Origin of the sequence: Brevibacillus sp. Leaf182, from assembly GCF_001423865.2 — a bacterium.
In the GTDB taxonomy this organism is placed as follows: Bacteria; Bacillota; Bacilli; order Brevibacillales; family Brevibacillaceae; genus Brevibacillus; species Brevibacillus brevis_C.
This window is the reverse complement of sequence record NZ_LMPN02000029.1, coordinates 41,001-63,424: the sequence shown is the minus strand read 5'-3', so window position 1 is coordinate 63,424 and position 22,424 is coordinate 41,001. Positions and strand designations below refer to the sequence as shown.

Annotated in this window: 20 protein-coding genes and 1 riboswitch; of the genes, 18 read left to right on the top strand and 2 right to left on the bottom strand. The window is 47.6% G+C overall.

The features are described 5' to 3' along the window. Positions 1 to 128 precede the first annotated feature (128 nt). From ASG16_RS20525 to ASG16_RS20480, 10 genes are all read left to right on the top strand, one after another. Entirely contained in the window at positions 129 to 416 is a 288-nt protein-coding gene (locus ASG16_RS20525) for a hypothetical protein (RefSeq protein ID WP_056497771.1), read from the top strand. A 140-nt stretch (positions 417 to 556) separates the two neighbouring features. Beyond that, positions 557 to 874, top strand: coding sequence for a thioredoxin (gene trxA, locus ASG16_RS20520; protein ID WP_007722428.1), 318 nt, complete (start codon positions 557 to 559; stop codon positions 872 to 874). A 183-nt stretch (positions 875 to 1,057) separates the two neighbouring features. Further along, on the top strand, positions 1,058 to 2,245 hold the full coding sequence (locus ASG16_RS20515) for an ABC transporter substrate-binding protein (RefSeq protein ID WP_056497770.1): 1,188 nt from the start codon (positions 1,058 to 1,060) through the stop codon (positions 2,243 to 2,245). A 144-nt stretch (positions 2,246 to 2,389) separates the two neighbouring features. Then, entirely contained in the window at positions 2,390 to 3,256 is an 867-nt protein-coding gene (locus ASG16_RS20510; RefSeq protein ID WP_048031973.1) for a branched-chain amino acid ABC transporter permease, read from the top strand. 5 nt (positions 3,257 to 3,261) lie between these two features. Beyond that, on the top strand, positions 3,262 to 4,233 hold the full coding sequence (locus tag ASG16_RS20505; protein ID WP_056497768.1) for a branched-chain amino acid ABC transporter permease: 972 nt from the start codon (positions 3,262 to 3,264) through the stop codon (positions 4,231 to 4,233). Between the two features lies 1 nt (position 4,234). Beyond that, positions 4,235 to 4,996, top strand: coding sequence for an ABC transporter ATP-binding protein (locus ASG16_RS20500; protein ID WP_048031975.1), 762 nt, complete (start codon positions 4,235 to 4,237; stop codon positions 4,994 to 4,996). 1 nt (position 4,997) lies between these two features. Next, positions 4,998 to 5,711, top strand: a complete 714-nt coding sequence (locus ASG16_RS20495; protein WP_056497767.1) for an ABC transporter ATP-binding protein — start codon at positions 4,998 to 5,000, stop codon at positions 5,709 to 5,711. Between the two features lie 125 nt (positions 5,712 to 5,836). Continuing rightward, on the top strand, positions 5,837 to 6,088 hold the full coding sequence (locus tag ASG16_RS20490) for a DUF2164 domain-containing protein (protein WP_056497764.1): 252 nt from the start codon (positions 5,837 to 5,839) through the stop codon (positions 6,086 to 6,088). A 38-nt stretch (positions 6,089 to 6,126) separates the two neighbouring features. Next, positions 6,127 to 7,908, top strand: a complete 1,782-nt coding sequence (uvrC, locus tag ASG16_RS20485; protein ID WP_056497762.1) for an excinuclease ABC subunit UvrC — start codon at positions 6,127 to 6,129, stop codon at positions 7,906 to 7,908. Between the two features lie 102 nt (positions 7,909 to 8,010). Then, positions 8,011 to 8,198: riboswitch (Lysine riboswitch) on the top strand. A gap of 230 nt (positions 8,199 to 8,428) precedes the next feature. After that, positions 8,429 to 9,670: an aspartate kinase gene (locus tag ASG16_RS20480; RefSeq protein ID WP_048031979.1), complete on the top strand. Its 1,242-nt coding sequence runs from the start codon at positions 8,429 to 8,431 to the stop codon at positions 9,668 to 9,670. 49 nt (positions 9,671 to 9,719) lie between these two features. Here ASG16_RS20480 and ASG16_RS20475 read toward each other — a convergent pair whose 3' ends face one another. Continuing rightward, entirely contained in the window at positions 9,720 to 10,172 is a 453-nt protein-coding gene (locus ASG16_RS20475) for a YslB family protein (protein WP_056497760.1), read from the bottom strand. Positions 10,173 to 10,601: 429 nt separating this feature from the next. Here ASG16_RS20475 and ASG16_RS20470 point away from each other — a divergent pair, with 429 nt between their 5' ends. From ASG16_RS20470 to sdhB, 3 genes are read left to right on the top strand one after another with little or no spacing between them, the layout of a single operon-like run. After that, on the top strand, positions 10,602 to 11,213 hold the full coding sequence (locus ASG16_RS20470; RefSeq protein WP_048031981.1) for a succinate dehydrogenase cytochrome b558 subunit: 612 nt from the start codon (positions 10,602 to 10,604) through the stop codon (positions 11,211 to 11,213). A gap of 19 nt (positions 11,214 to 11,232) precedes the next feature. Next, positions 11,233 to 12,987, top strand: coding sequence for a succinate dehydrogenase flavoprotein subunit (sdhA, locus tag ASG16_RS20465; RefSeq protein ID WP_056497759.1), 1,755 nt, complete (start codon positions 11,233 to 11,235; stop codon positions 12,985 to 12,987). An 18-nt stretch (positions 12,988 to 13,005) separates the two neighbouring features. Next, entirely contained in the window at positions 13,006 to 13,755 is a 750-nt protein-coding gene (gene sdhB / locus ASG16_RS20460) for a succinate dehydrogenase iron-sulfur subunit (protein WP_007722466.1), read from the top strand. A gap of 567 nt (positions 13,756 to 14,322) precedes the next feature. On the opposite strand, the gene ASG16_RS20450 is transcribed toward sdhB, so the two are convergent. Beyond that, complete coding sequence (locus ASG16_RS20450; RefSeq protein WP_056497758.1) at positions 14,323 to 14,766, bottom strand: MarR family winged helix-turn-helix transcriptional regulator; 444 nt, start codon at positions 14,764 to 14,766, stop codon at positions 14,323 to 14,325. Between the two features lie 190 nt (positions 14,767 to 14,956). On the opposite strand from ASG16_RS20450, the gene ASG16_RS31600 reads away from it, so the two are divergent. From ASG16_RS31600 to ASG16_RS20425, 5 genes are all read left to right on the top strand, one after another. After that, entirely contained in the window at positions 14,957 to 18,688 is a 3,732-nt protein-coding gene (locus ASG16_RS31600) for a S8 family serine peptidase (protein ID WP_056497756.1), read from the top strand. Positions 18,689 to 18,758: 70 nt separating this feature from the next. Then, positions 18,759 to 19,157: a hypothetical protein gene (locus ASG16_RS20440; RefSeq protein WP_056497754.1), complete on the top strand. Its 399-nt coding sequence runs from the start codon at positions 18,759 to 18,761 to the stop codon at positions 19,155 to 19,157. Positions 19,158 to 19,234: 77 nt separating this feature from the next. Further along, positions 19,235 to 19,693 carry a chemotaxis protein CheX gene (locus tag ASG16_RS20435; RefSeq protein WP_056497752.1) on the top strand — a complete coding sequence of 153 codons (459 nt, stop codon included), beginning with the start codon at positions 19,235 to 19,237 and terminating at the stop codon, positions 19,691 to 19,693. A gap of 74 nt (positions 19,694 to 19,767) precedes the next feature. Further along, a complete protein-coding gene (locus ASG16_RS20430; protein ID WP_048031987.1) occupies positions 19,768 to 20,292 on the top strand; it encodes a hypothetical protein in 525 nt (174 codons plus the stop codon). Positions 20,293 to 20,312: 20 nt separating this feature from the next. Beyond that, entirely contained in the window at positions 20,313 to 22,406 is a 2,094-nt protein-coding gene (locus ASG16_RS20425; protein ID WP_056497751.1) for an ABC transporter transmembrane domain-containing protein, read from the top strand. Positions 22,407 to 22,424: the final 18 nt, after the last annotated feature.

Here is a 22,424-nt window from a genome sequence, read left to right as displayed (position 1 = left end):
TCAGTCTTTTTACATATTATAGGAGTCGTTTTGCACGGCTCTCCTTTTGGGAGCGCTTTTTTTGTCCATAAGGCTTACTTTAAGCTTTCCTTGCTTGATATAATAGGGGATAAGGAGAGGTGATCGGGATGAGCGAGGAGCTTTTGCAACGACTGATTCACATGGTTGCTGAGAATAATCGGCTTGTAAAAGAGACACAGCAGGAACTGCGTGAGTTTAAGAAAGAGATGTATGATTTTCGGGAGGAGATGTACGCGTTTCGTGATGAAATGTACGAATTCCGCGATGACGCCACGCGACGATTAGACAGGTTGGAACGCCAAAATAAACATATCGATGCAGACCTTGATCCGCTGCATCGGAAAGTAAGTGACCATGAACGGGAGATTAACCGGCTCAAACAAGTCGGGCAATAAGGTGCGGCCAGACTGGACAGACTATAACGAGAAGTGCAGGGCAAAGTGTGGAGCGGCGTAGTCAATTTGGTGTTTGAATGATATACTGATAACCGTTAGGAACCTTTATTTAGTAATTGAAATTCAAGGAGGTAACTTCTATGGCAATTGTAAATGCTACCGACCAAAACTTTTCCCAGGAAGTAGAGCAAGGCGGTACAGTCCTGGTTGACTTCTGGGCTCCATGGTGCGGCCCTTGCAAAATGATCGCTCCTGTACTGGAGCAAATCGACGGTGAAGTGGGCTCCCAGCTCAAAATCGTCAAAGTAAACGTGGATGACAACCCAGATTCTGCTGGTCGTTTTGGTGTAATGTCCATCCCAACCCTGATCGTATTTAAAGACGGTCAACCAGTTGACAAAGTGATCGGCTTCCAACCAAAAGAAGCGCTCATGGCAACTGTAGGCAAACATCTGTAAGAGCAATGCAATGAGTAAAGCGGCATGTAACGTGCCGCTTTTTTTTATGAGGTGGAAATGGAATTCTGAGCGATCGTTTGTCAAAAAATTAAGTTTACTTGAGCGAAAATAATTGCGTTTTTAGAATACTTTGATTAAACTTCATATATTCAATTTATTTCGAAAATAAAGGGGGCTTTTCTAATGAAGGGATTTCATTTGATGCGCTCGCTGGCGGCAATTTCGCTAGGGGCGGTATTGATGGTCGGATGTTCAAGCGGAGGAAACACAAGTGCTCCTGCAACAGGAGAAGGTGGCTCTGGACAAGCAGCTAGCACCGAAGGACAAGAGATTCAAGCAAAAATCGGTGTCGTTGGTTTCCTCTCAGGATCTGGCGCAGCTTATGGAGAAGCGCAAAAAGCAGGATTGGAGCTGGCGTTGGGAGAGCTGAATGAAGCGAACAAAGGCAAGCTCAAGATCGAACTGAAGTTTGAAGACTCCGCCGGAGAAAAAGAAGGCGCGATTAACGCGGTAAATAAACTGATTAATCAGGATAATGTCGTGGCGATCATCGGACCGACACTTTCCGGTGAAATGTTTGCAGCAGGACCAGTTGCAAACGAGGCGGAAACCCCGATTTTTGGTATCTCCAACACGTCAGAAGGAATCAATGATATCGGGGAGTACGTGTTCCGCAATTCTTTGCCTGAATCCATAGCGATCCCGACAGCGATGAAAGCAGCCGTGGAGAAAAATGGCTTGAAAAAAGTAGCACTCATCCATGCATCCAACGATGACTTCTCCGTGAATGGCTACAAGGTGATGAAAGCAACCGCTGAAAAGATGGGCTTGGAGATTACCGGCGAAGCGACTTTCGCAAATGGCGATGTGGATTTCTCGGCACAATTGACAAAGTTGAAGCAAACAAACCCAGACGCTTTGCTAGTGTCCGCTTTGTACAAAGAAGGCTCCATGGTTGTGAAAAAAGCACGTGAGCTGGGCTTTACAGGGACGATTCTTGGTGGAAATGGTTTCAATAATCCGAAAGTTTTCGAAATTGCTGGTCCAGCTGCTGAGGGTTTGATCGTTGCGACTCCATTTAGCCCTGAAAAGAAAGATGATAAAGTACAAGCCTTCGTAAAAGCATTCGAAGCCAAATACAACAAAAAGCCTGACCAGTTCGCTGCTCAAGCATACGACTCGCTGTATATTATGTCGCAGTCACTGCTTGCCGCAGGAAAAGCAGATCGCGAAGAGTTGCGCGGACAATTGGCTCAGCTAAAAGACTTCACAGGTGTATCCGGCAAACTGTCTTTTGACGAGAAACGCAATCCGATTGGTGATGCGGTTGTCGTTGTGGCAAAAGAAGGCAAATTCGTCCCGTTTGAATAGGATTGTGCCCGGGGTCGCTCCGGGCTTCTTTTTCTATCCGTTATCTCGCTGGATCAGAAAGTACCAGAATGTTCTTCGCTTGCTGATCCAGCGAGAAAACAAATCATCGGTGGCTATTAACCACTTAACAGTGAGGTGAGGCATTTGTTTTGGCAGCAATTAGTCAACGGTTTGACAGTTGGTAGCACTTATTCATTAATCGCATTGGGCTATACGCTCATTTTTGGTGTCCTGGGAATCATTAATATGGCACACGGCCAAATTTTTATTTTTGGATCACTGGTTGGCTTGGTATTGATGACCAGCCTGAATATGCCATTAGGGGTAGCGCTGATCGTGGCGGTCGTGATTTCGGCCATTTTGGGTCTTGTGCTGGAGTATACGGCGCTTCGCCCACTTCGTAAAAAAAATGTACCCCATCTGGCATCGTTGATCAGTACGATTGGATTTGCCATTTTGATGGAGGAAGCCATGCACAAGTTTTTCGGTGCTGACTCCCGTGCGTTCCCGCAATCTTTCGGGGATACCACTTTTGACTTGGGGCTCATTCAAATCCGCAGCGTCGACCTGGTTATTTTGGGGATTTCTGTGTTGCTAATGTTCGTCCTGCATTTCTGGATTCAAAAAACGAAAATGGGGAAAGCCATTCGCGCGACGGCTGAAAATACGGATACAGCAAATATTTTGGGGATTAACACGAATATGGTCATTGTCGTGACCGTCATGCTTGCTTCGGCACTGGGAGGCGTCGCAGGCATTTTGATCGGGATGGCGTACTCTGCTCTCATTCCAACGATGGGGATGACCCTTGGCTTCAAAGGTTTGGCCGTATTGATTTTAGGCGGGGTAGGCAGCATTCCTGGGGCCATGGTGTGTGGCGTATTGCTTGGGATTATCGAGGTGTTTACCGTCGCGTACGGAGACTCGTCGTATCGGGATGCAGTTGCTTTTGGCTTGATCATTCTCATTTTACTCTTGAAGCCGGAAGGACTATTTGGACGCAAAGCGTAAGGGAGGTGCAGACATTGGACATTCTCAATCCATATAACTTACAGGTATTTACTTTTATCCTGTTAAACAGTATTTTGGCGATCAGTATTTACATTACGCTCTCGACGGGCCAGCTTTCCTTGGGGCATGCGGGCTTTATGAGCATTGGTGCTTTTACGGCGAGTATTTTGACGAAGCAAGCGGACATGCCTTTGTTTATCGCCATCATAATCGGAGGACTGGCGGCTGGGCTGATTGCCCTTTTGATCGGTGCTCCGACATTGAAGCTCCACGGCTTGTACCTGGCAATTGCTACGCTTGGCTTTGGTGAAGTGATCCGCGTTATTTTTCTCAATATGGAGATTACAAATGGCGCTCTCGGATTGACCGGACTTCAATCGATTGGCAATTACTTGTACGATTTTGAAAAAGCAATGGGGTTAAAAGCGCAAGCCTTTGGCATTTCGGTTATGCAAATGAAGTCATTATCTACCTTTGTGTTTATGCTGCTCCTGTTTGCCTTCGTGCTTTTCCTGACGCTGCGTCTGAACCGTTCGCGTCTGGGGCGTGCTTTTGAAGCGATCAAAGCAGATGAAACGGCGGCGCGAGCGATGGGATTGCAAGTCAACTATTATAAAATGCTTGCTTTTGTGATCGGTTCCATTTTGGCAGGGGTCTGTGGAGGATTGTTCGCTCACATTACGACGACCATTACGCCAGATGATTTTAACTATCATAAAGTCGTAGAGATACTGTCTTATGCCGTGATCGGCGGCAGCGAAGTCGTATGGGGGCCGCTGTTTGGTGCCTTGGTTCTCACGGCATTGCCCGAGGTACTGCGTGGTTTGGCCGAGTACAAAATGCTCATGTACGGTTTGATCATGGTCGGTGTAATGGCGTTCCGTCCGCATGGCTTGATCGGTGCCGACACGTTCCAAAAGCTGTTCAAGCGTCGTCGGGGCAAGTCATCGGATAAGGAAGCGAAGGGGGGCGTATAGGATGTTGCTGGAACTTGCGAACGTAGGAAAAAGCTTTGGCGGCATCACCGCTCTTCGTGACGTTTCTTTTACTGTCGGAGAGGGCGAAATTGTCGGCTTGATTGGTCCGAATGGTGCGGGCAAAACGACGATTTTCAATATGGCAACGGGCATATTCGAACCAACGACGGGGACCTTTTCTTTTGCCGGACAAAAGTTAAATGGAATAGCGCCGAACAAAATTACGGAAATGGGGATTGCGAGGACGTTCCAAAATATTCGCCTCTTCGGTCACATGAGTGCGTTGGACAACGTGAAGGTAGGATGTCATTCACGCATGAAGGCAGGCTTCTGGGCTTCCCTTTTGAAAACACCGGGACAACGTGCGGAAGAAAAGGCGGTTACCAAAAAAGCAGAGGAGCTTCTCGAATTCGTAGGCTTGTCTGACATTGCTGATGTGCGCTCGGATACATTGGCTTACGGTCAACAACGGCGTCTGGAGATTGCACGGGCACTGGCTACTGAGCCAAAGCTCTTACTATTGGATGAGCCTGCTGCCGGAATGATCGAGACGGAGACGAAAGCACTCATGGAGCTGGTCAAAAAAATTCGCGATGACGGGACGACTGTCCTGTTGGTCGAACACGATATGGGATTGGTCATGAACCTGTGTGAAAAGGTCGTATGTATCAACTTTGGGGTCAAAATTGCCGACGGCACCCCGGCAGAGGTACAAAACAATCCAGATGTGATTGAAGCCTACCTCGGCAAGGAGGACGAATAAGATGCTGAACATACAAAACTTGACGACCTCCTACGGTCAAATCAAGGCGATTCGCGGGATCACGCTGGAAGTGCCTGAGGGTAAAATCGTCTCGCTGATCGGTGCGAATGGAGCGGGCAAAACCACAACCATGCGTACGATCGCAGGTCAACTGAAGCCTGAAGCAGGGACGATTACGTTTTGCGGTAAACGTATAGATGGTTCGAGACCACATCAGATCGTAAAAGCTGGACTGGCTTTGGTACCAGAAGGACGTGCGATCCTCGGGAAGATGACCGTGCTGGAAAACCTGGAGATGGGTGCATTCCAGCGCAACGATGCACAAGGCATCAAGGACGACATGGAAAAGATGATGGCCTGGTTCCCTATCCTCAAGGAACGGCTTTCTCAATTGGGAGGGACGATGTCTGGCGGTCAGCAGCAAATGCTAGCCATTGCCCGCGCTTTGATGTCTCGACCGAAGCTGTTGCTTTTGGACGAGCCGTCGATGGGCTTGGCTCCCATCGTGGTGGCGGACATTTTCAAGGTGATCAAAGAAATCAATGCGGAAGGTACAACCGTCCTCATCGTAGAGCAAAATGTCAAACAGGCCCTCAAAATCGCTGATTACGGGTATGTACTGGAGGCAGGGCAAATTGTTTTGGATGGCACAGGAGTAGCGTTGTTAAACGACGAGCGTGTAAAAGAAGCATATTTGGGCGGTCGCAAGCACTAGTCTGCCTATAAAAAACTGTCGCCATGGAATGAGGCGGCAGTTTTTTTCGTATGGATTCCATGGTACTATGAAGGATAGAACGTATATTCTCTTATGATGCGAAAAAGGGAAGGAAGCCGGATACGATGCCAACCAAATTGACGAGAGAGCAAATGGAATATCTTGTTCATCAAGTACAGCGCTATTTTAAAGAAGAACGGTCGGAGACACTCGGCAATTTGGAGACGGAAGAGTTGATTGCCTTTTTTTCGAAAGAGCTCGGCCCCATCTATTACAATCAAGGGGTGCAAGACAGCCGCAAGCTGCTGGTGGAACGGATGAGTTCCTTAGAAGATGAACTGTATGTATTGGAAAAGCCATTCCACAAGAACAAATAGATGCAAGGCAGATATAGAGCAAAGAGGAGGGAGCAGCCATGAACAGCTCCTTAAAAGATAAGCTGGCCGTCCTGCCAGATAAGCCAGGCTGCTACCTGATGAAAAATGCGAGCGGGGAAATCATTTACGTAGGAAAAGCCAAGGTGCTGAAAAACCGCGTCCGCTCTTATTTTACAGGCAGTCATAACGGGAAGACGCAGATGTTGGTCAGTGAGATCGTGGACTTTGAGTACATTGTGGTATCCTCAGCGATTGAGGCGCTCATCCTCGAGTGCAACCTGATCAAGGAGCACGACCCGCGTTACAATGTCATGCTCCGCGACGACAAGACGTATCCGTACATCAAAATTACGAATGAGGCGCAGCCACGCCTGGAGATTACCCGTAAGGTATTAAAAGATAAAGCCAAGTATTTCGGTCCGTATCCGAATGCCGGAGATGCTTCCGAGGTGAAGAAGCTGCTCGATCGCCTCTATCCGTTGCGCAAATGCCGCAATATGCCCAAGCAGGTTTGTCTTTACTACCATTTGGGACAATGTCTAGCGCCCTGTGTGTACGAGGTATCGGCAGAGGAAAATCAGCGTTTGGTGGATGAAATCAGCCGATTCCTCGATGGTGGCCATGAGGAAATGAAGCAAACCCTCACGGAAAAAATGCTGCAAGCCGCAGAAAACATGGAGTTCGAACGCGCCAAGGAATATCGCGATCAAATCAAGAGCATCGAAGCGGTGATGGAGAAGCAGAAGATCACGTTCACCGATACGGTAGACCGCGACATTATCGGGTTTGCTGTGGAAAAAGGCTGGATGTGCATTCAGGTGTTCTATATGCGAAAAGGGAAGATGATCGAGCGTCAGACGACTTCCTTTCCATACTATGGAAGCGAAACCGAAGACTTCATGTCTTATGTGAGCCAGTTCTACTACGACAAGCAAAATGCGCTACCAAAAGAAATTTTGCTCCCGCAAGAGAGTGAACCGGAGCTTTTGAGTGAGTGGCTGGGCATCAAAGTCCATGCGCCGAAAAGAGGCAAAAAGCATGAGCTTGTGAAGATGGCTTCCGAGAACGCCCGTATTGCTTTGCAGGAGAAGTTCGCCCTGATGTCCAAGGACGATGCTCGTACGGTCCAAGCGGTACACAATCTCGGTCACATTTTAGGCATTCCGGTTCCTCATCGAATTGAAGCGTTTGACAACTCCAACATACAGGGAACAGAGCCTGTGTCTGCGATGATTGTGTTTACAGACGGGCGTCCTGACAAAAAGGAATACCGCAAATTCAAGATCAAAACCGTCGAGGGACCAGATGATTACGGCTCCATGCGCGAAGTCGTTCGCCGTCGATACTCTCGCCTGTTGAAAGAAAACCAGCCTATGCCCGATCTGATTGTGATTGATGGTGGAAAAGGCCAAATCAGCGCGGCTATGGACGTGCTGGAAAACGAGCTGGGTCTCTATATTCCCGTCTGTGGACTCGCGAAGGATGAGAAGCACCGCACTGCTCAGCTCATGTACGGAGATCCGCCAGAGCCTGTGAATCTTAGACGTGATAGCTATGAGTTTTATTTGTTGCAGCGCATCCAAGATGAAGTCCACCGTTTTGTTATTACGTTCCACAGACAATCCCGGACAAAAACGATGCTCTCCTCTCAGTTGGATGAAATTCCGGGTATCGGTGAGAAACGACGCAAGCTGTTGTTCTCTCATTTTGGCTCGTTGAAAAAAATGCGCGAGGCGACCGTCGAAGACTTCCGCCAACTAGGGATCGGCGACAAGCTGGCAAAAGAAATCATCGGGCATCTGCGTAAGCTGGACACATAGCAAATGTAACTTTTGGAATAACCTCTAAAAAGGAATTGATCCATTTTTAGACTCATGATATAATCCGATTCAAACAGAATAGTTAGCCTCACTTCCATTATGGAGTGAGGTAGAGGCGCGAAAACCAAGAGTACCACCCTGAGATCGGGTATCTGTGAAGGGGACGGGAAAGGGGAATTCGCCGAAGTGTGGAGGGAAACCCGCTTTTCTCCATGCTGGGTCTGCGTTGAACAAATGCAGGACTGTCATCTGCACAATGACCAATTGTCAGATGGAGAGCTATCTCACGGTGTGTCAATGTGAGTTTTGATGGTGTTTACTGTCAATCTTCGTTGTCCGCGTGTATTGGGAGGGAGGAACCGGTATGTCGAAACAATAGGCAGCGGCAGGTCTTATTCCTTGTCGGTGCCTTTTTTGTAAAATAAAAATGCAAGACTTTTCCTTATAGAGAGAATAGTGAAAAACCATACAATACGAGATAAATACCAAATTGGATATGAGAAAAAGGGAGAGAAGCCGCATGGGGTTGATCGTGCAGAAATATGGAGGCACCTCTGTAGGTACCATTGAGCGAATTTTACGAGTTGCGGATCGAATTATCAGCTACAAAGAGGAAGGACATGATGTGGTAGTCGTTGTTTCTGCAATGGGGAAATCTACTGACGTGTTGGTAGATATGGCCAAGCAGATTAGCGCATACCCATCCGAGCGTGAAATGGATATGCTGCTGACCACGGGGGAGCAGGTATCGATCGCGCTTTTGTCGATGGCTTTGCATACAAAAGGCTACGACGCCATTTCTCTTACGGGCTGGCAAGCTGGAATCACTACGGAGGCGATTCACGGAAGAGCACGGATCAAGCAGATTGATCCAGAGCGGATTCAATCCGAGCTCGGCCGTGGTCGTGTGGTGATCGTGGCAGGATTCCAAGGGATCAGTGACGAAGGTGAAATTACGACGCTCGGCCGCGGTGGATCGGATACATCAGCGGTTACACTCGCAGCGAGCTTGAACGCTGAGAAATGCGAAATCTTTACGGACGTGTCCGGGGTGTATACAGCTGATCCACGAATGGTTCCAGCAGCAAGCAAGCTGGATACGATCTCGTATGATGAGATGCTGGAGCTGGCGAACCTCGGTGCAGGGGTTCTTCATCCAAGGTCAGTAGAGGCTGCGAAAAAATACAAGGTAAGGCTGGTCGTCCGCTCCAGCTTTACTGCCGAAGATGGTACGTACGTTGAGGAGGTTGCCAACATGGAAACAGGAAGAGTAGTAAGTGGAGTTGCACACGATGAAGATGTAGCCAAAATCACGGTTGTCGGCATGCCTGCCAAGGTCGGGACGCTTTCCCGTCTGTTCAATACGCTGGCGGATAACCAGGTGAACGTCGATATCATTATCCAAAGCTCCTATGATGCGTCTGTTACGAACATTTCTTTTACCGTTGCAGCGGATGACCTGAAAAAAGCACTTGATACGCTGGACAGAAACAAAAACGAGCTTGGCTTTGAAAAAGTCGATTTCGAGGAAGGCTTGACCAAGGTATCGATTGTTGGCTCGGGTATGATCAACAATCCAGGGGTAGCGGCTGAAATGTTCCGCGTCCTGGCAGAAAAAGAAATTTCTATTAAAATGGTATCTACGTCTGATATCAAGGTTTCTTGCGTCATTCCAGCAGCTTTGACGGAGCTGGCTGTTCGCAGTCTTCATTCGGCATATGGTCTGGATGTCGAGGAAACCGCGGTCGTGCACGGAGTATAAAATATGGATGCTCCCTCTCCCTTTGTTATGGGTAGAGGGGGCATTTTCTTCATGACGCCACTTGTACAGATATACGTATGTCTGAAGGGCTTTCCATCTCGATTTTGCTGAACGCTTCTCTTTCTTTCCACCGCTCAATCATACCAGCAATGATTCCAGCCTCAAAAGAAAGACTGCATGTCAGTCTCTCTATAGACTGGTAGCTAAAAATAGAATGAGTGAGCGAATAGACGATAGTTTGCCCGGTCTCCTCCACGACGTCTAGCTGGCCTAATCCGAGCCGTATAAAAGGCATAATCGGGCCTGTTGCAGATTGAATGGGGATTTGGCGGCCCATATTTTTTCCTATCCAATAGAGGATATGGTTTTCACTATCACCTAGCAGGGTGCTGGTCAGCGTTTCACGTAGAAGATGATAGCCAAGATAGGGCATATTCATTCTTTCCGCATAGGGAATGGTCTCCGGTGGCAACAGTGCTGCTAGCTGATCCTTCTCTTTCATATGTGCTTCCCTCCTGTCTGTACTAGATTATGAGGAGGGGCTCACATTCATGACATCGTAATAGAAAAAATAGCTGGACTAAACAAAGTTATTCTATCAATGTATTTAGTACATTGATTGTCTTGACGCTCTGTGTCGACAAGAGTACAATTGGATTTGGTCAAAGTTTTGCCCAACTTTTTCTCGAATTTTGACACATTCCGACAAATTCATATGATCTAGCGAACGCAGTCTTTTTGTGAACAGCGTCAAGATGCTCTTCATAAAATGATCGTGGCGGTTTTGTTATGTCTAATGGGTGCGGCAATGGGTTAGGATATTGGGGAAAGGTCTATCAAAGCGGCCGAAAACCGTTTTGGACCGCTTGCGGTGATGCTTGACGTTTTTCACAGAATTGAGAGTTACATACATTGAAAGGGGGACCATTGTATGGCGAAAGGCCATAGCTTTCTCAGTCACAAGCTACACTCACTTCTTGGTTTGTTTCCGATCGGGCTCTTCCTCGTGTTCCACTTGACCGCCAACTATCAAGCGACTCGTGGGCCTGAAGCTTTCAACCAGGCAGTAGGCTTCATTGAAAGCCTTCCATTTCTGTTAGTACTTGAATTTGCCTTGATCTACCTCCCGATCCTGTTTCACGCAGTTTACGGTCTCTACATTGCGTTCCAAGCGAAGCATAACGTAGGGAACTTCGGTTACTTCCGAAACCAAATGTTCTTGTGGCAACGCGTTACAGGAGTCATTACCCTCATTTTTATTGTTTGGCATGTTTGGGAAACCCGTATCCAAAAAGCACTGGGTGCACACGTGGATTATGACATGATGGCAAACATTTTGAGCAGTCCTGCAATGATCGTATTCTACACAATCGGGATTATTAGCACGACTTTCCACTTCTCCAACGGACTGTGGTCGTTCCTGGTTCACTGGGGAATTACAGTTGGGCCGCGTTCCCAACGTATTGCAACATTCGTGACTTTGGGCGTATTCGTAGTTGTAACCTTCATCGGCTTGCGTGCGATGTCGGCTTTCATTTTGTAGGGATAGGGGGACAAAACTCATGGCAAAAGGTAAACTGATCATTGTCGGTGGGGGTTTGGCCGGCTTGATGGCTACCATCAAAGCAGCAGAAAAAGGCGTTCCTGTTCAGCTGTTCTCCCTGGTTCCGGTAAAACGTTCCCACTCTGTCTGTGCGCAGGGCGGTATTAACGGAGCGGTAAATACCAAAGGGGAAGGCGACTCCACATGGGAGCACTTCGACGATACAGTATATGGCGGAGATTTCTTGGCAAACCAACCGCCAGTTAAAGCAATGTGCGATGCAGCACCTGGCATCATCTATATGTTGGACCGTATGGGCGTTATGTTTAACCGTACGCCAGAAGGTTTGTTGGACTTCCGTCGTTTCGGGGGAACCAAACATCACCGTACCGCTTTTGCGGGTGCGACAACTGGACAACAGCTCTTGTACGCATTGGACGAACAAGTACGCCGTTATGAAGCTGAAGGTCTGGTAACCAAGTACGAATATTGGGATTTCCTCGGAGCCGTTTTGGACGATACAGGAACCTGTCGCGGGATTACTGCACAAAACATGCGTTCCGGTGAAATTCAATCCTTCCGTGCGGATGCCGTTATTTTGGCAACAGGCGGACCTGGTATCATCTTCGGTAAATCGACGAACTCGATTATCAATACAGGTACAGCAGCGTCTGCGGCGTATCAACAAGGGGTTATCTACTCCAATGGTGAGATGATCCAAATTCACCCAACTGCAATCCCTGGCGACGACAAGCTGCGTCTGATGTCCGAGTCTGCTCGTGGTGAGGGTGGCCGTGTATGGACGTACAGAGACGGTAAACCTTGGTACTTCCTGGAAGATAAATACCCTGCATACGGAAACCTGGTTCCGCGTGACATCGCGACTCGCGAAATCTTCTCCGTTTGCGTAGATATGAAGCTGGGTATCAACGGCGAAAACATGGTATACCTCGACCTGTCCCATAAAGATCCAAAAGAACTGGATGTAAAATTGGGCGGCATTATCGAGATTTACGAAAAATTCGTTGGGGATGACCCACGTAAAGTTCCAATGAAGATTTTCCCTGCGGTTCACTACTCCATGGGCGGTATGTGGGTAGACTACAACCAAATGACCAATATCCCTGGTCTGTTTGCAGCAGGTGAGTGCGATTACTCTCAGCACGGTGCAAACCGTTTGGGTGCGAACTCCCTCCTGTCCGCGATCTATGGCGGTATGGTTGCAGGTCCAAAAGCGATCGAGTACATCAAAGGCTTGAAAAATTCCTCTGATGATCTGTCTTCCACGCTCTTCGATGGCTTTACTAACCAAGAGCAAGCGAAATACGACAGCATCCTGAAAATGGACGGAACAGAAAATGCTTACCTGATCCACAAGGAACTGGGTGAGTGGATGACTGACAACGTAACGGTAGTACGTTACAACGACCGTCTGCAAAAAACGGATGATAAGATCGTTGAACTGATGGAACGCTACAAGAAAATCAACATCAACGATACAAATAAATGGAGCAATTCTGGTGCGGCGTTTACCCGTCATCTCTGGAACATGCTCGTACTGTCCCGCGCGATCACGATCGGTGCGCTCAAGCGCGACGAGAGCCGCGGTGCTCACTACAAGCCTGACTTCCCTGAGCGTGATGACGAGAACTTCATGAAGACGACAATGGCGAAGTACAATGCTGAAACGACTGCGCCTGAGATCTACTATGAAGACATCGACGTATCCCTGATCGCACCACGTAAACGTGACTATACGTCTGACAAGAAATAAGAGAGGAGGAAACTGATCATGGCAGAAAAATTGATTCATTTGATTATCACTCGTCAAGATAGCCCTGACAGCACTCCGTACAAGGAAGAGTTCAAAATCCCTTACCGTCCTGGTATGAACGTGATCAGTGCTTTGATGGAGATTCAACGTAATCCACTCAACGCACAAGGTCAAAAAACATCTCCAGTAAACTGGGAATCGAACTGCTTGGAAGAAGTATGCGGTGCGTGCTCGATGGTTATTAACGGAAGACCGCGCCAAGCTTGCTCGGCACTGGTTGATAAACTGGAACAGCCGATTCGTCTTGAGCCAATGAGCACCTTCCCTGTACAACGTGACTTGTCGATTGACCGTAGCCGCATGTTCGATGCGCTGAAACGCGTAAAAGCGTGGGTTCCAATCGATGGTACGCATGATCTGGGACCAGGTCCTCGCATGCCGGAAGTTGAACGTCAATGGGCGTACGAGCTTTCGAAGTGCATGACGTGCGGTGTTTGCTTGGAAGCTTGCCCGAACGTGAATGCGAAGGCTGAGTTCATCGGTCCGTTTGCGATTTCGCAGGTTCGTCTGTTCAACCAGCATCCAACGGGTATGATGAACAAGCATGAGCGTCTGGAAGCCCTGATGGAAGATGGCGGTATCGGTGATTGCGGTAACTCGCAAAACTGCGTACAAGCATGTCCAAAAGGCATTCCGCTGACAACGTCAATCGCTCACATGAACAAAGAAACAACCAAACATGCAGTGAAGAAGTTCTTCTTCTCCTAATTGTTTGCAATAGAAAAGGCGTGCACCGGTGATCCGGAATGCACGCCTTTTTTTCATGTCGCTGTAGTGGAGAGAAGAATATTTCCAGGCTAGGCTCCAGGCTCCGTCCTGCTGGGGGATAAGACTGTCCGCTCCGAAGGGATTTGCGGGGAAACGCAAAAGTGGTAGCCGCTTCGTAGCACGGGCACGTTGCGTTTCTGTTGCCCGCGAATCCCTTCTCCGCTCGGTTGGACTCCACAAGTCGCTACGTCTGGAAATTTTCTTCTCTGTCGTAACTGAGGACATTTCTTCAATTCTTTTAAATCTTTAAAAGCCCGTTTAAATAGGGAAAGATCGTAGAGGAAACAGGAGAAAAAAGCGAAGATCTTTGGTACACCGACCGAGACGCAATGCAAAAAGCGAACACGCTCTTAAGCGTCCACCTCTGAGAAGCATCCTGGAAGGACCGCTTTGGACGCGGTTTCGCTTTTTGCATGGAGTCGGGCAGTGAATCCCCCAGCGGGTGGCCCTAGAATCTGAGCGTTTTCTCCTGTTTTCTCCCCACCACAACAGCAACGTACAAGGAGTTTATTCACTCGCCTCGATGACCGCCGCCATCGCCAGCTTTTCAAAAATGAGGACAAAGTGCTGGAGTTCATCTTCGCTGAGGTGAGCAAACATTTTATTTAGCTTTTCTCTCCGATTCTGCTTGGCTACTTGCAGAATCTTTTTGCCAGAATCGCGCAAACTGATGTAAACCACTCGGCGATCTTCCTCATCACGATCACGGGCGACAAAACCGTGTTTATCCAAGCGGTCGACCATCGCTGTGATTGCGCTTGGTTTGACCCCCATTGATTCAGCCAATTCTCCAACGGTGCATTTTTCCTTTTGTTCCAACTGATGAAGAATGTAGAATTGCGGGCCAGTCAAACCAGAGACAGGTTCGGCTAATTGCGTTCCCATCGTGCGCATAATGGTACGAAACGCCTCCTGCAAGCGCTCAAGCGTATCTGTTAAGGGGGAGGGCATGCTTGTATCGTCTCCTTATTTGATCTATTTCTTCGTTATCGGGAATATTTGATATGTAATTATTTAATGCACTTAAATATAGGCTGAAAATACTTCGTTTGTCAACCTTCGCGAAAAGAAGGGAATACCCAAGCGATTCCTAGTGAAAACTGAAAACATAATGGAATGACTTCCAGCAAGGGGGCAAACGATGAAGAAAAAGGTATGCAGCATTGGATTGATATTGGCTTTGCTTCCCGCAACGACTGTCAGCACAACAGCGTTTGAAGGAACGGCGACCATTCGTACGCAGATTTTGCAGGATCTCGCGGAAATGCACGAGCCATTACATACAGGCAGGGCGGACAAGGAATATAAGACAAAGGCAGATGAATGGCAACGTCAAGAACTTCTACTGCGAGGAGAGCAATTAAAATCCGCACCTGTTGATTCGCTGGAAATGATTGAGGCGACTAAGGCTTGGGAGGAAGCAGGCGTAAAGGGAGAAGGTATGCTCGTTTCCGTGATCGATACGGGAGTCAATCCGCGCCACCCCGATTTGCCTGCCCCGCATGATAAGCGTTCAGCCATGCAAAAATCAGGTTCTTCTCATAAGGTGATCCCTGGCTTTAACTGGGCTGACCGTACGCAAACAACGGAAGACGTATCGGAATCTCAGCATGGTATTCATGTGGCGGGAATTATTGGTGCGAACGGAAAAGTAAAAGGGGTTGCTCCTGAAGCCCAGCTTATCAGCCAAAAAGTATTTTCCAATTATCAAAGCGAGGTTCCTGGGCTAGGTGAATCGATTTTATTTGCGATCAATGATTCCATTACGAAAAAAGCAGATGTCATCAACTTGAGTCTAGGTTCCTCAGCAGGCTACGTGGATGAAACAAATGTGGAGCAAATGGCAGTAAAGCGCGCAGTCGATAATGGAATCGTAGTAGTGGCAGCAGCAGGCAATGATGCGTATTTCGGCAGTGATAAGGTACGAGCACAGAATCCGGATATCGCCATGATCGGTTCTCCAGGCTTGAGTCCTGATGCGTTTTCAGTTGCTTCAGTCAACGCTACAGCACTGGCTGGCTATAGCTTCACGGTGCAAGGGGTACCCGGAATGGAGAAAGTCGTGTATTTATCCGGCTATGTGGAAGGCGGGGGTGCAATAAACCCGGTCATGACGCTGATGAAGCCATATCCGCTTGTCTATATGGGGAAAGGGAAGAAGGAAGACTACAATGTTTCTGTAAAAGATAAAGTAGTATTGCTCGAGCGAGGCGACATTTCATTCGACGATAAGCTGCGCCTCGCCAAAGAAGCAGGAGCAGTGGGTGCTGTTATCTACAACAATGAAATGGGACCACTCATTATCAGTGCGGAGCATGCCAAACAAATCCCGGCTGTTTCTATCTTGAAGCACATGGGCGAGCAAATGGCACAAGCAATTAAAAAAGGCAAGAAAGTGACGGTCTCCTTTAACGGTGAATATGGACAAAATCCAATGCCTTATCCGGACGGTGGAACGATCTCGGCTTTTTCGTCATGGGGACCAACACCTGATTTGCAGTTCAAGCCGGAGATTGCAGCTCCAGGCGGGGGCATCTTGTCACTCACGCGAGAGTCTGAATATGCCGTGAAAAGTGGTACGTCAATGGCAACGCCACATGTGGCAGGCGGGATGGCTTTGCTGAAGCAAGGCTATCTCAAGCAAGGGCGGAATCTGCAAGGCAGATCGCTTGTCGATACGTTAAAGGCTGCGGCGATGAATACAGCAGAACCGATTATCGATCCGCAAATCAGTGTACCAGCAGCGGATAAGGAGAAAGTAAAAAAAGTACCTTACAGCCCACGGGTTCAAGGGGCAGGACTGATGCAAATCGCAAAAGCGATCAAGACGCCAGCTATTGTTGTCAATGCAAAAGGAAAAGCAGGTGTATCGTTGGGAGAGATTGGGAATTCAACGACCTTTTCTCTGTTTATTAATAACAAGTTTGGCAAAAAACCCATTACGTATCAGTTGCAAAATGAGTTTGGTGTCATGACTGACTTGCGCAAGAATGGGATTAACATGCTGACAGATACCCTTTTCGAAGGGGCAGAACTGCAATTTTCCGCTCCCAAGATTACCGTTGCGCCGGGGAAGCTAGAGGAAGTGAAGGTAACACTCACGATTCCGAAAGGCTCGGCACGCAATCAATTTGCAGAAGGATTTATTTCCTTTCAACCAGATGATAAGGAGCTGCCTACGTTGCGCACGGCGTTTTATGGCTTCTACGGCGACTGGGATGAACCAAGGATTATGGATCAGCCGGTATGGGAGGCAGAAAGTCAGGAAAAACGAACAGGTGTCAAGACGAGCTGGTATCACGATAAACGCAATGACAAATGGCGCTATCGGGATTATCTAGGTGTGACAGGTGTCAAAGCCGATGGAGGTGCGAAAATCGACCCCAATCATATTGCCTTTTCGCCAAACGGGGATGGGCATTACGATGTCGCTGCTCCTTCGATTACATTTTTACGCAATGCCCGTCATATTATCGTCGAAGTAACAGACCAGTCAGGTAAGCCGATTCGCACTCTTGTGCGTGATGAAAAAGTGAGCAAGTACGACCAATCCAAGCTGGGGACACCATACTATTACACGGAAAAGGAAGCGTGGAGCTGGGACGGAAAGATTTTCTCACCGCAAAAAGGCGCCTATATACAGGCACCTGATGGACAGTATCAATTCTCCATTAAGGCCAAAATAGACGACCGCAATGCAAATTGGCAAACGATGACACTCCCCATCCGCGTGGATACAAAAGCTCCTGTGATTACAGCTTCTGTGTCAGGAAACCGGGTTCAATGGAGCAGCCGCGATAAAGATATCCAAGCCTACTTCCTTTATGTAAACGGTAAAAGGGTAGGAGGCCCGTATTCTCCAAAAGTGTCCAGCACACTCATTAATCAGCCGGATAAAAAAATGAGTGTAGTAGCGTATGATTATGCAGGGAATATCAGTGTGGCGCATATTAACGGGAAAAGTGACAGCACTCCGCCATTTGTGGAGTTCCCGGATGATTTGTTTCCCTATCTGAAAATATCCAAGCAGCCGGATGTTGCCTTCAGGGGCAAAGTAACAGGCGAGGATATGATGGACAGGGTGCGCTTGTCGATTAATAAAACACCAGTAAAGCTGGCGACGGATGGATCATTTGAAACCATCCTGCGATTAACAGAAGGTCTCAATTATGTGATGTACAGTGCAATGGATATGTATGGAAACAAGCGTCAATTCACGCAGCGGGTCATCGTCGATACGAGTCCTCCGACACTGCAATTGCTAAACGATGGCAGCGAAGACGTACAGTTCGATCCAGCAACCAAGAACATGCTTGTTCCAGTCCGCTTTATGTACAGAGATCAAACATATAAAGGTCAGGTTAGTATCAATGGACAAATCGTGTCCTATTTTGAAGAAGATCAACTGGAAATCCCTGCGCAAAAATACGTAACGCAAATTTTGAGTATGAAGCAGGGAGAAAATCGTATTTTGCTTGAAGGCAAAGACGGTGCAGGTAATCAAAGTATGCTGCTGGTGTATGCGTATGTCGATGCCAATGCAGGGTCGGTCGTCATAAGCAATGGGGAGCAGCGTATATCCTACAAGGCACGAACAGTACCAGCTCCGACGATCCAACTGCCTACTAAACAGCTAGAAGGGCAGGAAGGTGAAGCGTTGCCCATCGAAGGAAAAGTGACAGGTGCTGGTGCTGTTAACCTCCAGATCAACTATGGATCAAAAAGCTTTCAGACCAACGCGAATGATCGTGGGCTATTTCGCTTGGTGCTTCACGAGGTAGAGGAAGGCAAGCAAAAACTGACGGTTGTTGCTACTGATGCGCTAGGTAGAGAAGCCCGAGCGGAGTTGAACGTCGTCGGTAAGAAAAAATAGAGTAGCGGGCCCGTCAGTAGCAGCGAAAAGGCTATTGCCGGGCTAAATTTTTGTAGGAGGAGTCTATTCGATGTTTTACCACGGGATCATGTGGGAATATGTTACGAGAGAGTACCCTGTGCTATCCCCGAGAAGGACAGCCAGAAGGAAGCGTGGGGCAGAGCAATTGCGGGATCGCCTTCATTTGATCGAACAATTCGGTTTGGAGCCCGTTCATTTGCTTGAGGCTGATGAACATTACGATGCTGTCCGCTGTATACAGGAGTGCTTGGCATTTGGAGATACTGTTTTTGCCTTTGATCGAGTCCAGCTTCCTATGTGGCAATTGAGTAAGCATGAGATCGGTGTAGAAATATTAGACTTGCGAACGTGCACTGCCATCTATACCATTCGTCATGAGACTAAAGTAGAGGATTATTTTCCCAGCACACCCTGTTTTCGTGACCTTATGCCTATGAAGTTTTCGTAATCCTATTGCATCTGCCAAAAATCGACATTATGATAGTCCTATACAAGAGGATTGCCCGGGAAAGGAAGAGAATGCAGATGATAGTCCAGTACCTTGATCCATTTCTTGAATCAGCTTCGTCCGTGATTCAACAAGTATGCAATGTCGACATTTCGCGTGGAGAGTTAGCTGAGAGAGAATGGAGCCATGTAGAAGGCCATACATGGATTCGAATCGGAATGACAGGTCAATTACAAGGTGAGGTCTTTTTCGGTCTGCAAGAGGAATTGGCTTTGCGCATTGTCTCGGCCATGATGGGCGGCTATCCCGTGCAAGAGATGGATGAGCTCGGAAAAAGTGCCATTTCCGAGTTGGGGAACATGATTTCCGGGAATGCGAGTACGCTTTTGTCCAATCGAGGTGTTATTGTAGACATTACCCCGCCCTTATTTTTACACCAGCATGACTTGAAAGACATGGCAGGGACAGCATTGACTGCACCGCTCGATCTTCATGACATGGGCAGACTGGATATTCAAATTATTGTGATAAGATAGAGGCGGCTAATGGCCGTCTTTTTTGTGAAGGATACGTAGCCACACATTATCATTCAAAGGAGGGATGGAAAGAGATGGATCATTACTTCTCGATCTGTTCAGCTGAGATGTATTATGAGAAATACATGGCTTTTTTATTGGAAAACTACGACCAGCTTCGCATGCCATATTCCTTTCCTGTGGCGCTCAGTTTTCTGGCGAGTCCCGTTTTAATGGAGGGGAAAGCATTTCTTTGCTTTAATGATGACGATGAAGTGATCGGTGCCTTTTCGTACATTTACGGGACAGGTGAAAATCAGTACGAAGACAAGCATATCGTTCAAATTCAGGTGATCTATTTTTTAGAACAGTATCGCAGCAGTCGCCTTTTTTTGCACGCTCTTCAGTATGTAACCGAATATATCGCCTATATGGAGGAAGACGTGAAGGAGTTTCGATTCTGGACTTCCTCGGACGACTCTTTACGCAAATTGTTTACCAAGATTGCAGAACGAGTAGCTTCTGTGGAAACGGCAAACGGTCCATTGGATGAATATCGCGCATCGTTTTTGGCTTGGCAATCCTATGCAGCCAGGTTTCAACATGAACCATTTTTCTAATCCAAGAAGGAGACGTTACGATGCTGTTCGTCATCAAAAACCTGTTTGGCTACATACGCCCCTATAAGCTCCTGAGTTTCCTTTTTTTCCTCACGCTTGCACTCGATCTGCTGTTTTTATCCTTGGCACCCCTTAGTTTCCAGATGATCATTGACAAAGCGATTGTTCCTAAAGATGCGAACTACTTCACAGTCATCATGATCGTATTGGCGATTAGCGGGTTTATCTGTGTCAGTGCTGGAATTATCAGTGATTATGTGCTGGCAAAACTAAACGCACGTGTGCAAAATGATTTGCGGCAAAAGTTGTTTGCGCATATGCAGTATTTGCCGGTCAGCTATTTCCACAAAACGCGTTCGGGTGAACTGGTCTCTTACTTTTCAGTGGATTTGCCTGTCATTGACAGATCGTTGGCTATTCTCTTCACGACGGGTATTCAGTCATTGGCGTTCGTGACGATTAGTACGATGGTGTTGTTTTATTTGGAATGGGTGATGGCGCTGTGTATCTTGGTGGGAGCAATCTTGATTTTTACAGGTCCTTATTTGCTTGGCCGACGTGCCCACGCAATCAATGCCGCATACAAAGAACAGCTCGCTGCTATGACGAATGATGTCCAGGAAAATACGAAAGCGCAAATGGTCATCAAGGGCTTCAACCTGCAAGATGTCATGATCGATAAATTCAATGAAAGACTCAAATTGCTATTGGTCAGCAACTTTCGCAAAAATTTGATGGCAGCGAAATTGGAACGAATTCCTGCGCTATGCTTACTACTCATCAACTTTACGATCATTGGCTTCGGTTCCTATCTGGCACTCACCGGGCGAATCTCTGTCGGTTCGCTTGTTGCCTTTTTCACCATGTATACGTCGATGGGGAATGCAGTGTTTAATCTGACCTTTACGCTACCGCTCATTACAGATGCACAAGTCAGTATGGAGCGAATCCAGAAGGTACTGAATGAACCGATTGAAAAAGTCGACCATACTACAGCGGAACAGCCCGATTTGCGTTTGACTGAAGTGTCCATAAAAAATGTTGTGTTCGGCTATCAGGAAAATCAGTTGTCTATCAATCAGGTCAGCATGCAGATTCCGGCTCGGACAAAAGTTGCGATTGTTGGCTCCAGCGGTTCTGGAAAAAGCACGATCGTTCAACTGTTACTAGGCTTTTATCAACCTAGTTCTGGTCATATCGAGATAAACGGCACAAAACTCGATGAATGTAATCGGGGAGCCTTCCGCAACCACGTAGGGGTCGTCTTTCAGGATAACTTTCTTTTTCACGGAACAATAGCGGAAAACATCCGGCTCGGCAAACTCGATGCGACCTACGAGGAGCTGAGGATGGCTGCACAGCAAGCGGAGATCCATGACTTTATCATGAGTCTACCAGATAAATACGAAACACTTGTTATGGATGGGGGAAGCAACCTCTCTGGGGGACAAAGGCAGCGACTTGCCATTGCTCGAGCGATTCTGCGCAATCCTTCATTACTCATTCTGGATGAAGCAACTTCTGCTCTCGATCCCATTTCAGAGGCTTCTATTAACAAGACTTTTGCAAAGCTTTCCAATGATCGGACTGTCATAACTGTGACACATCGCTTGTCGACCATAACGGACATGGATCAAATATTTGTGTTGGAGCAAGGGGAACTAGTGGAGCACGGAACCCATTTTCAACTGCTGCAAAAGCGGGGCTATTACAGAAGGTTATGGGACAAGCAAAGTGCTTTGAGTAGACCAGAAGGTGTTATGGATGTTCCAGGCGTCGACGTGCCTGATATGCTGCAACTCTTCCAATCCGAGACGTTTACTGCTGGACAAACGATCATTCGGGAAGGGGAAGCAGCAGAGAAGTTTCTCCTCCTCGCACGCGGAAAGGTAGAAGTATCCCAAACATCTGCTGAATCTGACGAGCAGATTCGACTGGCGATCTTGGAGGACGGCGATCACTTTGGAGAAACAGACCAAGCGGGTGCTTTACAGACGACAACCGTGACGGCTCTCACCTCTTGTGTTGTTTTGACCTTACCTTTGAAGGTATTCCAGTACATCAGGTCCCAACACTCGGCGATTGGCAAGAACGTCCAACAGCCAATACGTTAACGATAGAAAAAGAAAGGC

What these genes read in the sequence shown, in the direction of transcription:
- ASG16_RS20525 (WP_056497771.1), top strand. Translation starts at nt 129, where the DNA reads ATGAGCGAGGAGCTTTTGCAACGACTGATTCACATGGTTGCTGAGAAT.
- trxA (WP_007722428.1), top strand. Translation starts at nt 557, where the DNA reads ATGGCAATTGTAAATGCTACCGACCAAAACTTTTCCCAGGAAGTAGAG.
- ASG16_RS20515 (WP_056497770.1), top strand. Translation starts at nt 1,058, where the DNA reads ATGAAGGGATTTCATTTGATGCGCTCGCTGGCGGCAATTTCGCTAGGG.
- ASG16_RS20500 (WP_048031975.1), top strand. Translation starts at nt 4,235, where the DNA reads ATGTTGCTGGAACTTGCGAACGTAGGAAAAAGCTTTGGCGGCATCACC.
- ASG16_RS20495 (WP_056497767.1), top strand. Translation starts at nt 4,998, where the DNA reads ATGCTGAACATACAAAACTTGACGACCTCCTACGGTCAAATCAAGGCG.
- ASG16_RS20490 (WP_056497764.1), top strand. Translation starts at nt 5,837, where the DNA reads ATGCCAACCAAATTGACGAGAGAGCAAATGGAATATCTTGTTCATCAA.
- uvrC (WP_056497762.1), top strand. Translation starts at nt 6,127, where the DNA reads ATGAACAGCTCCTTAAAAGATAAGCTGGCCGTCCTGCCAGATAAGCCA.
- ASG16_RS20480 (WP_048031979.1), top strand. Translation starts at nt 8,429, where the DNA reads ATGGGGTTGATCGTGCAGAAATATGGAGGCACCTCTGTAGGTACCATT.
- ASG16_RS20475 (WP_056497760.1), bottom strand. Translation starts at nt 10,172, where the DNA reads ATGAAAGAGAAGGATCAGCTAGCAGCACTGTTGCCACCGGAGACCATT.
- ASG16_RS20470 (WP_048031981.1), top strand. Translation starts at nt 10,602, where the DNA reads ATGGCGAAAGGCCATAGCTTTCTCAGTCACAAGCTACACTCACTTCTT.
- sdhA (WP_056497759.1), top strand. Translation starts at nt 11,233, where the DNA reads ATGGCAAAAGGTAAACTGATCATTGTCGGTGGGGGTTTGGCCGGCTTG.
- sdhB (WP_007722466.1), top strand. Translation starts at nt 13,006, where the DNA reads ATGGCAGAAAAATTGATTCATTTGATTATCACTCGTCAAGATAGCCCT.
- ASG16_RS20450 (WP_056497758.1), bottom strand. Translation starts at nt 14,766, where the DNA reads ATGCCCTCCCCCTTAACAGATACGCTTGAGCGCTTGCAGGAGGCGTTT.
- ASG16_RS31600 (WP_056497756.1), top strand. Translation starts at nt 14,957, where the DNA reads ATGAAGAAAAAGGTATGCAGCATTGGATTGATATTGGCTTTGCTTCCC.
- ASG16_RS20440 (WP_056497754.1), top strand. Translation starts at nt 18,759, where the DNA reads ATGTTTTACCACGGGATCATGTGGGAATATGTTACGAGAGAGTACCCT.
- ASG16_RS20435 (WP_056497752.1), top strand. Translation starts at nt 19,235, where the DNA reads ATGATAGTCCAGTACCTTGATCCATTTCTTGAATCAGCTTCGTCCGTG.
- ASG16_RS20430 (WP_048031987.1), top strand. Translation starts at nt 19,768, where the DNA reads ATGGATCATTACTTCTCGATCTGTTCAGCTGAGATGTATTATGAGAAA.
- ASG16_RS20425 (WP_056497751.1), top strand. Translation starts at nt 20,313, where the DNA reads ATGCTGTTCGTCATCAAAAACCTGTTTGGCTACATACGCCCCTATAAG.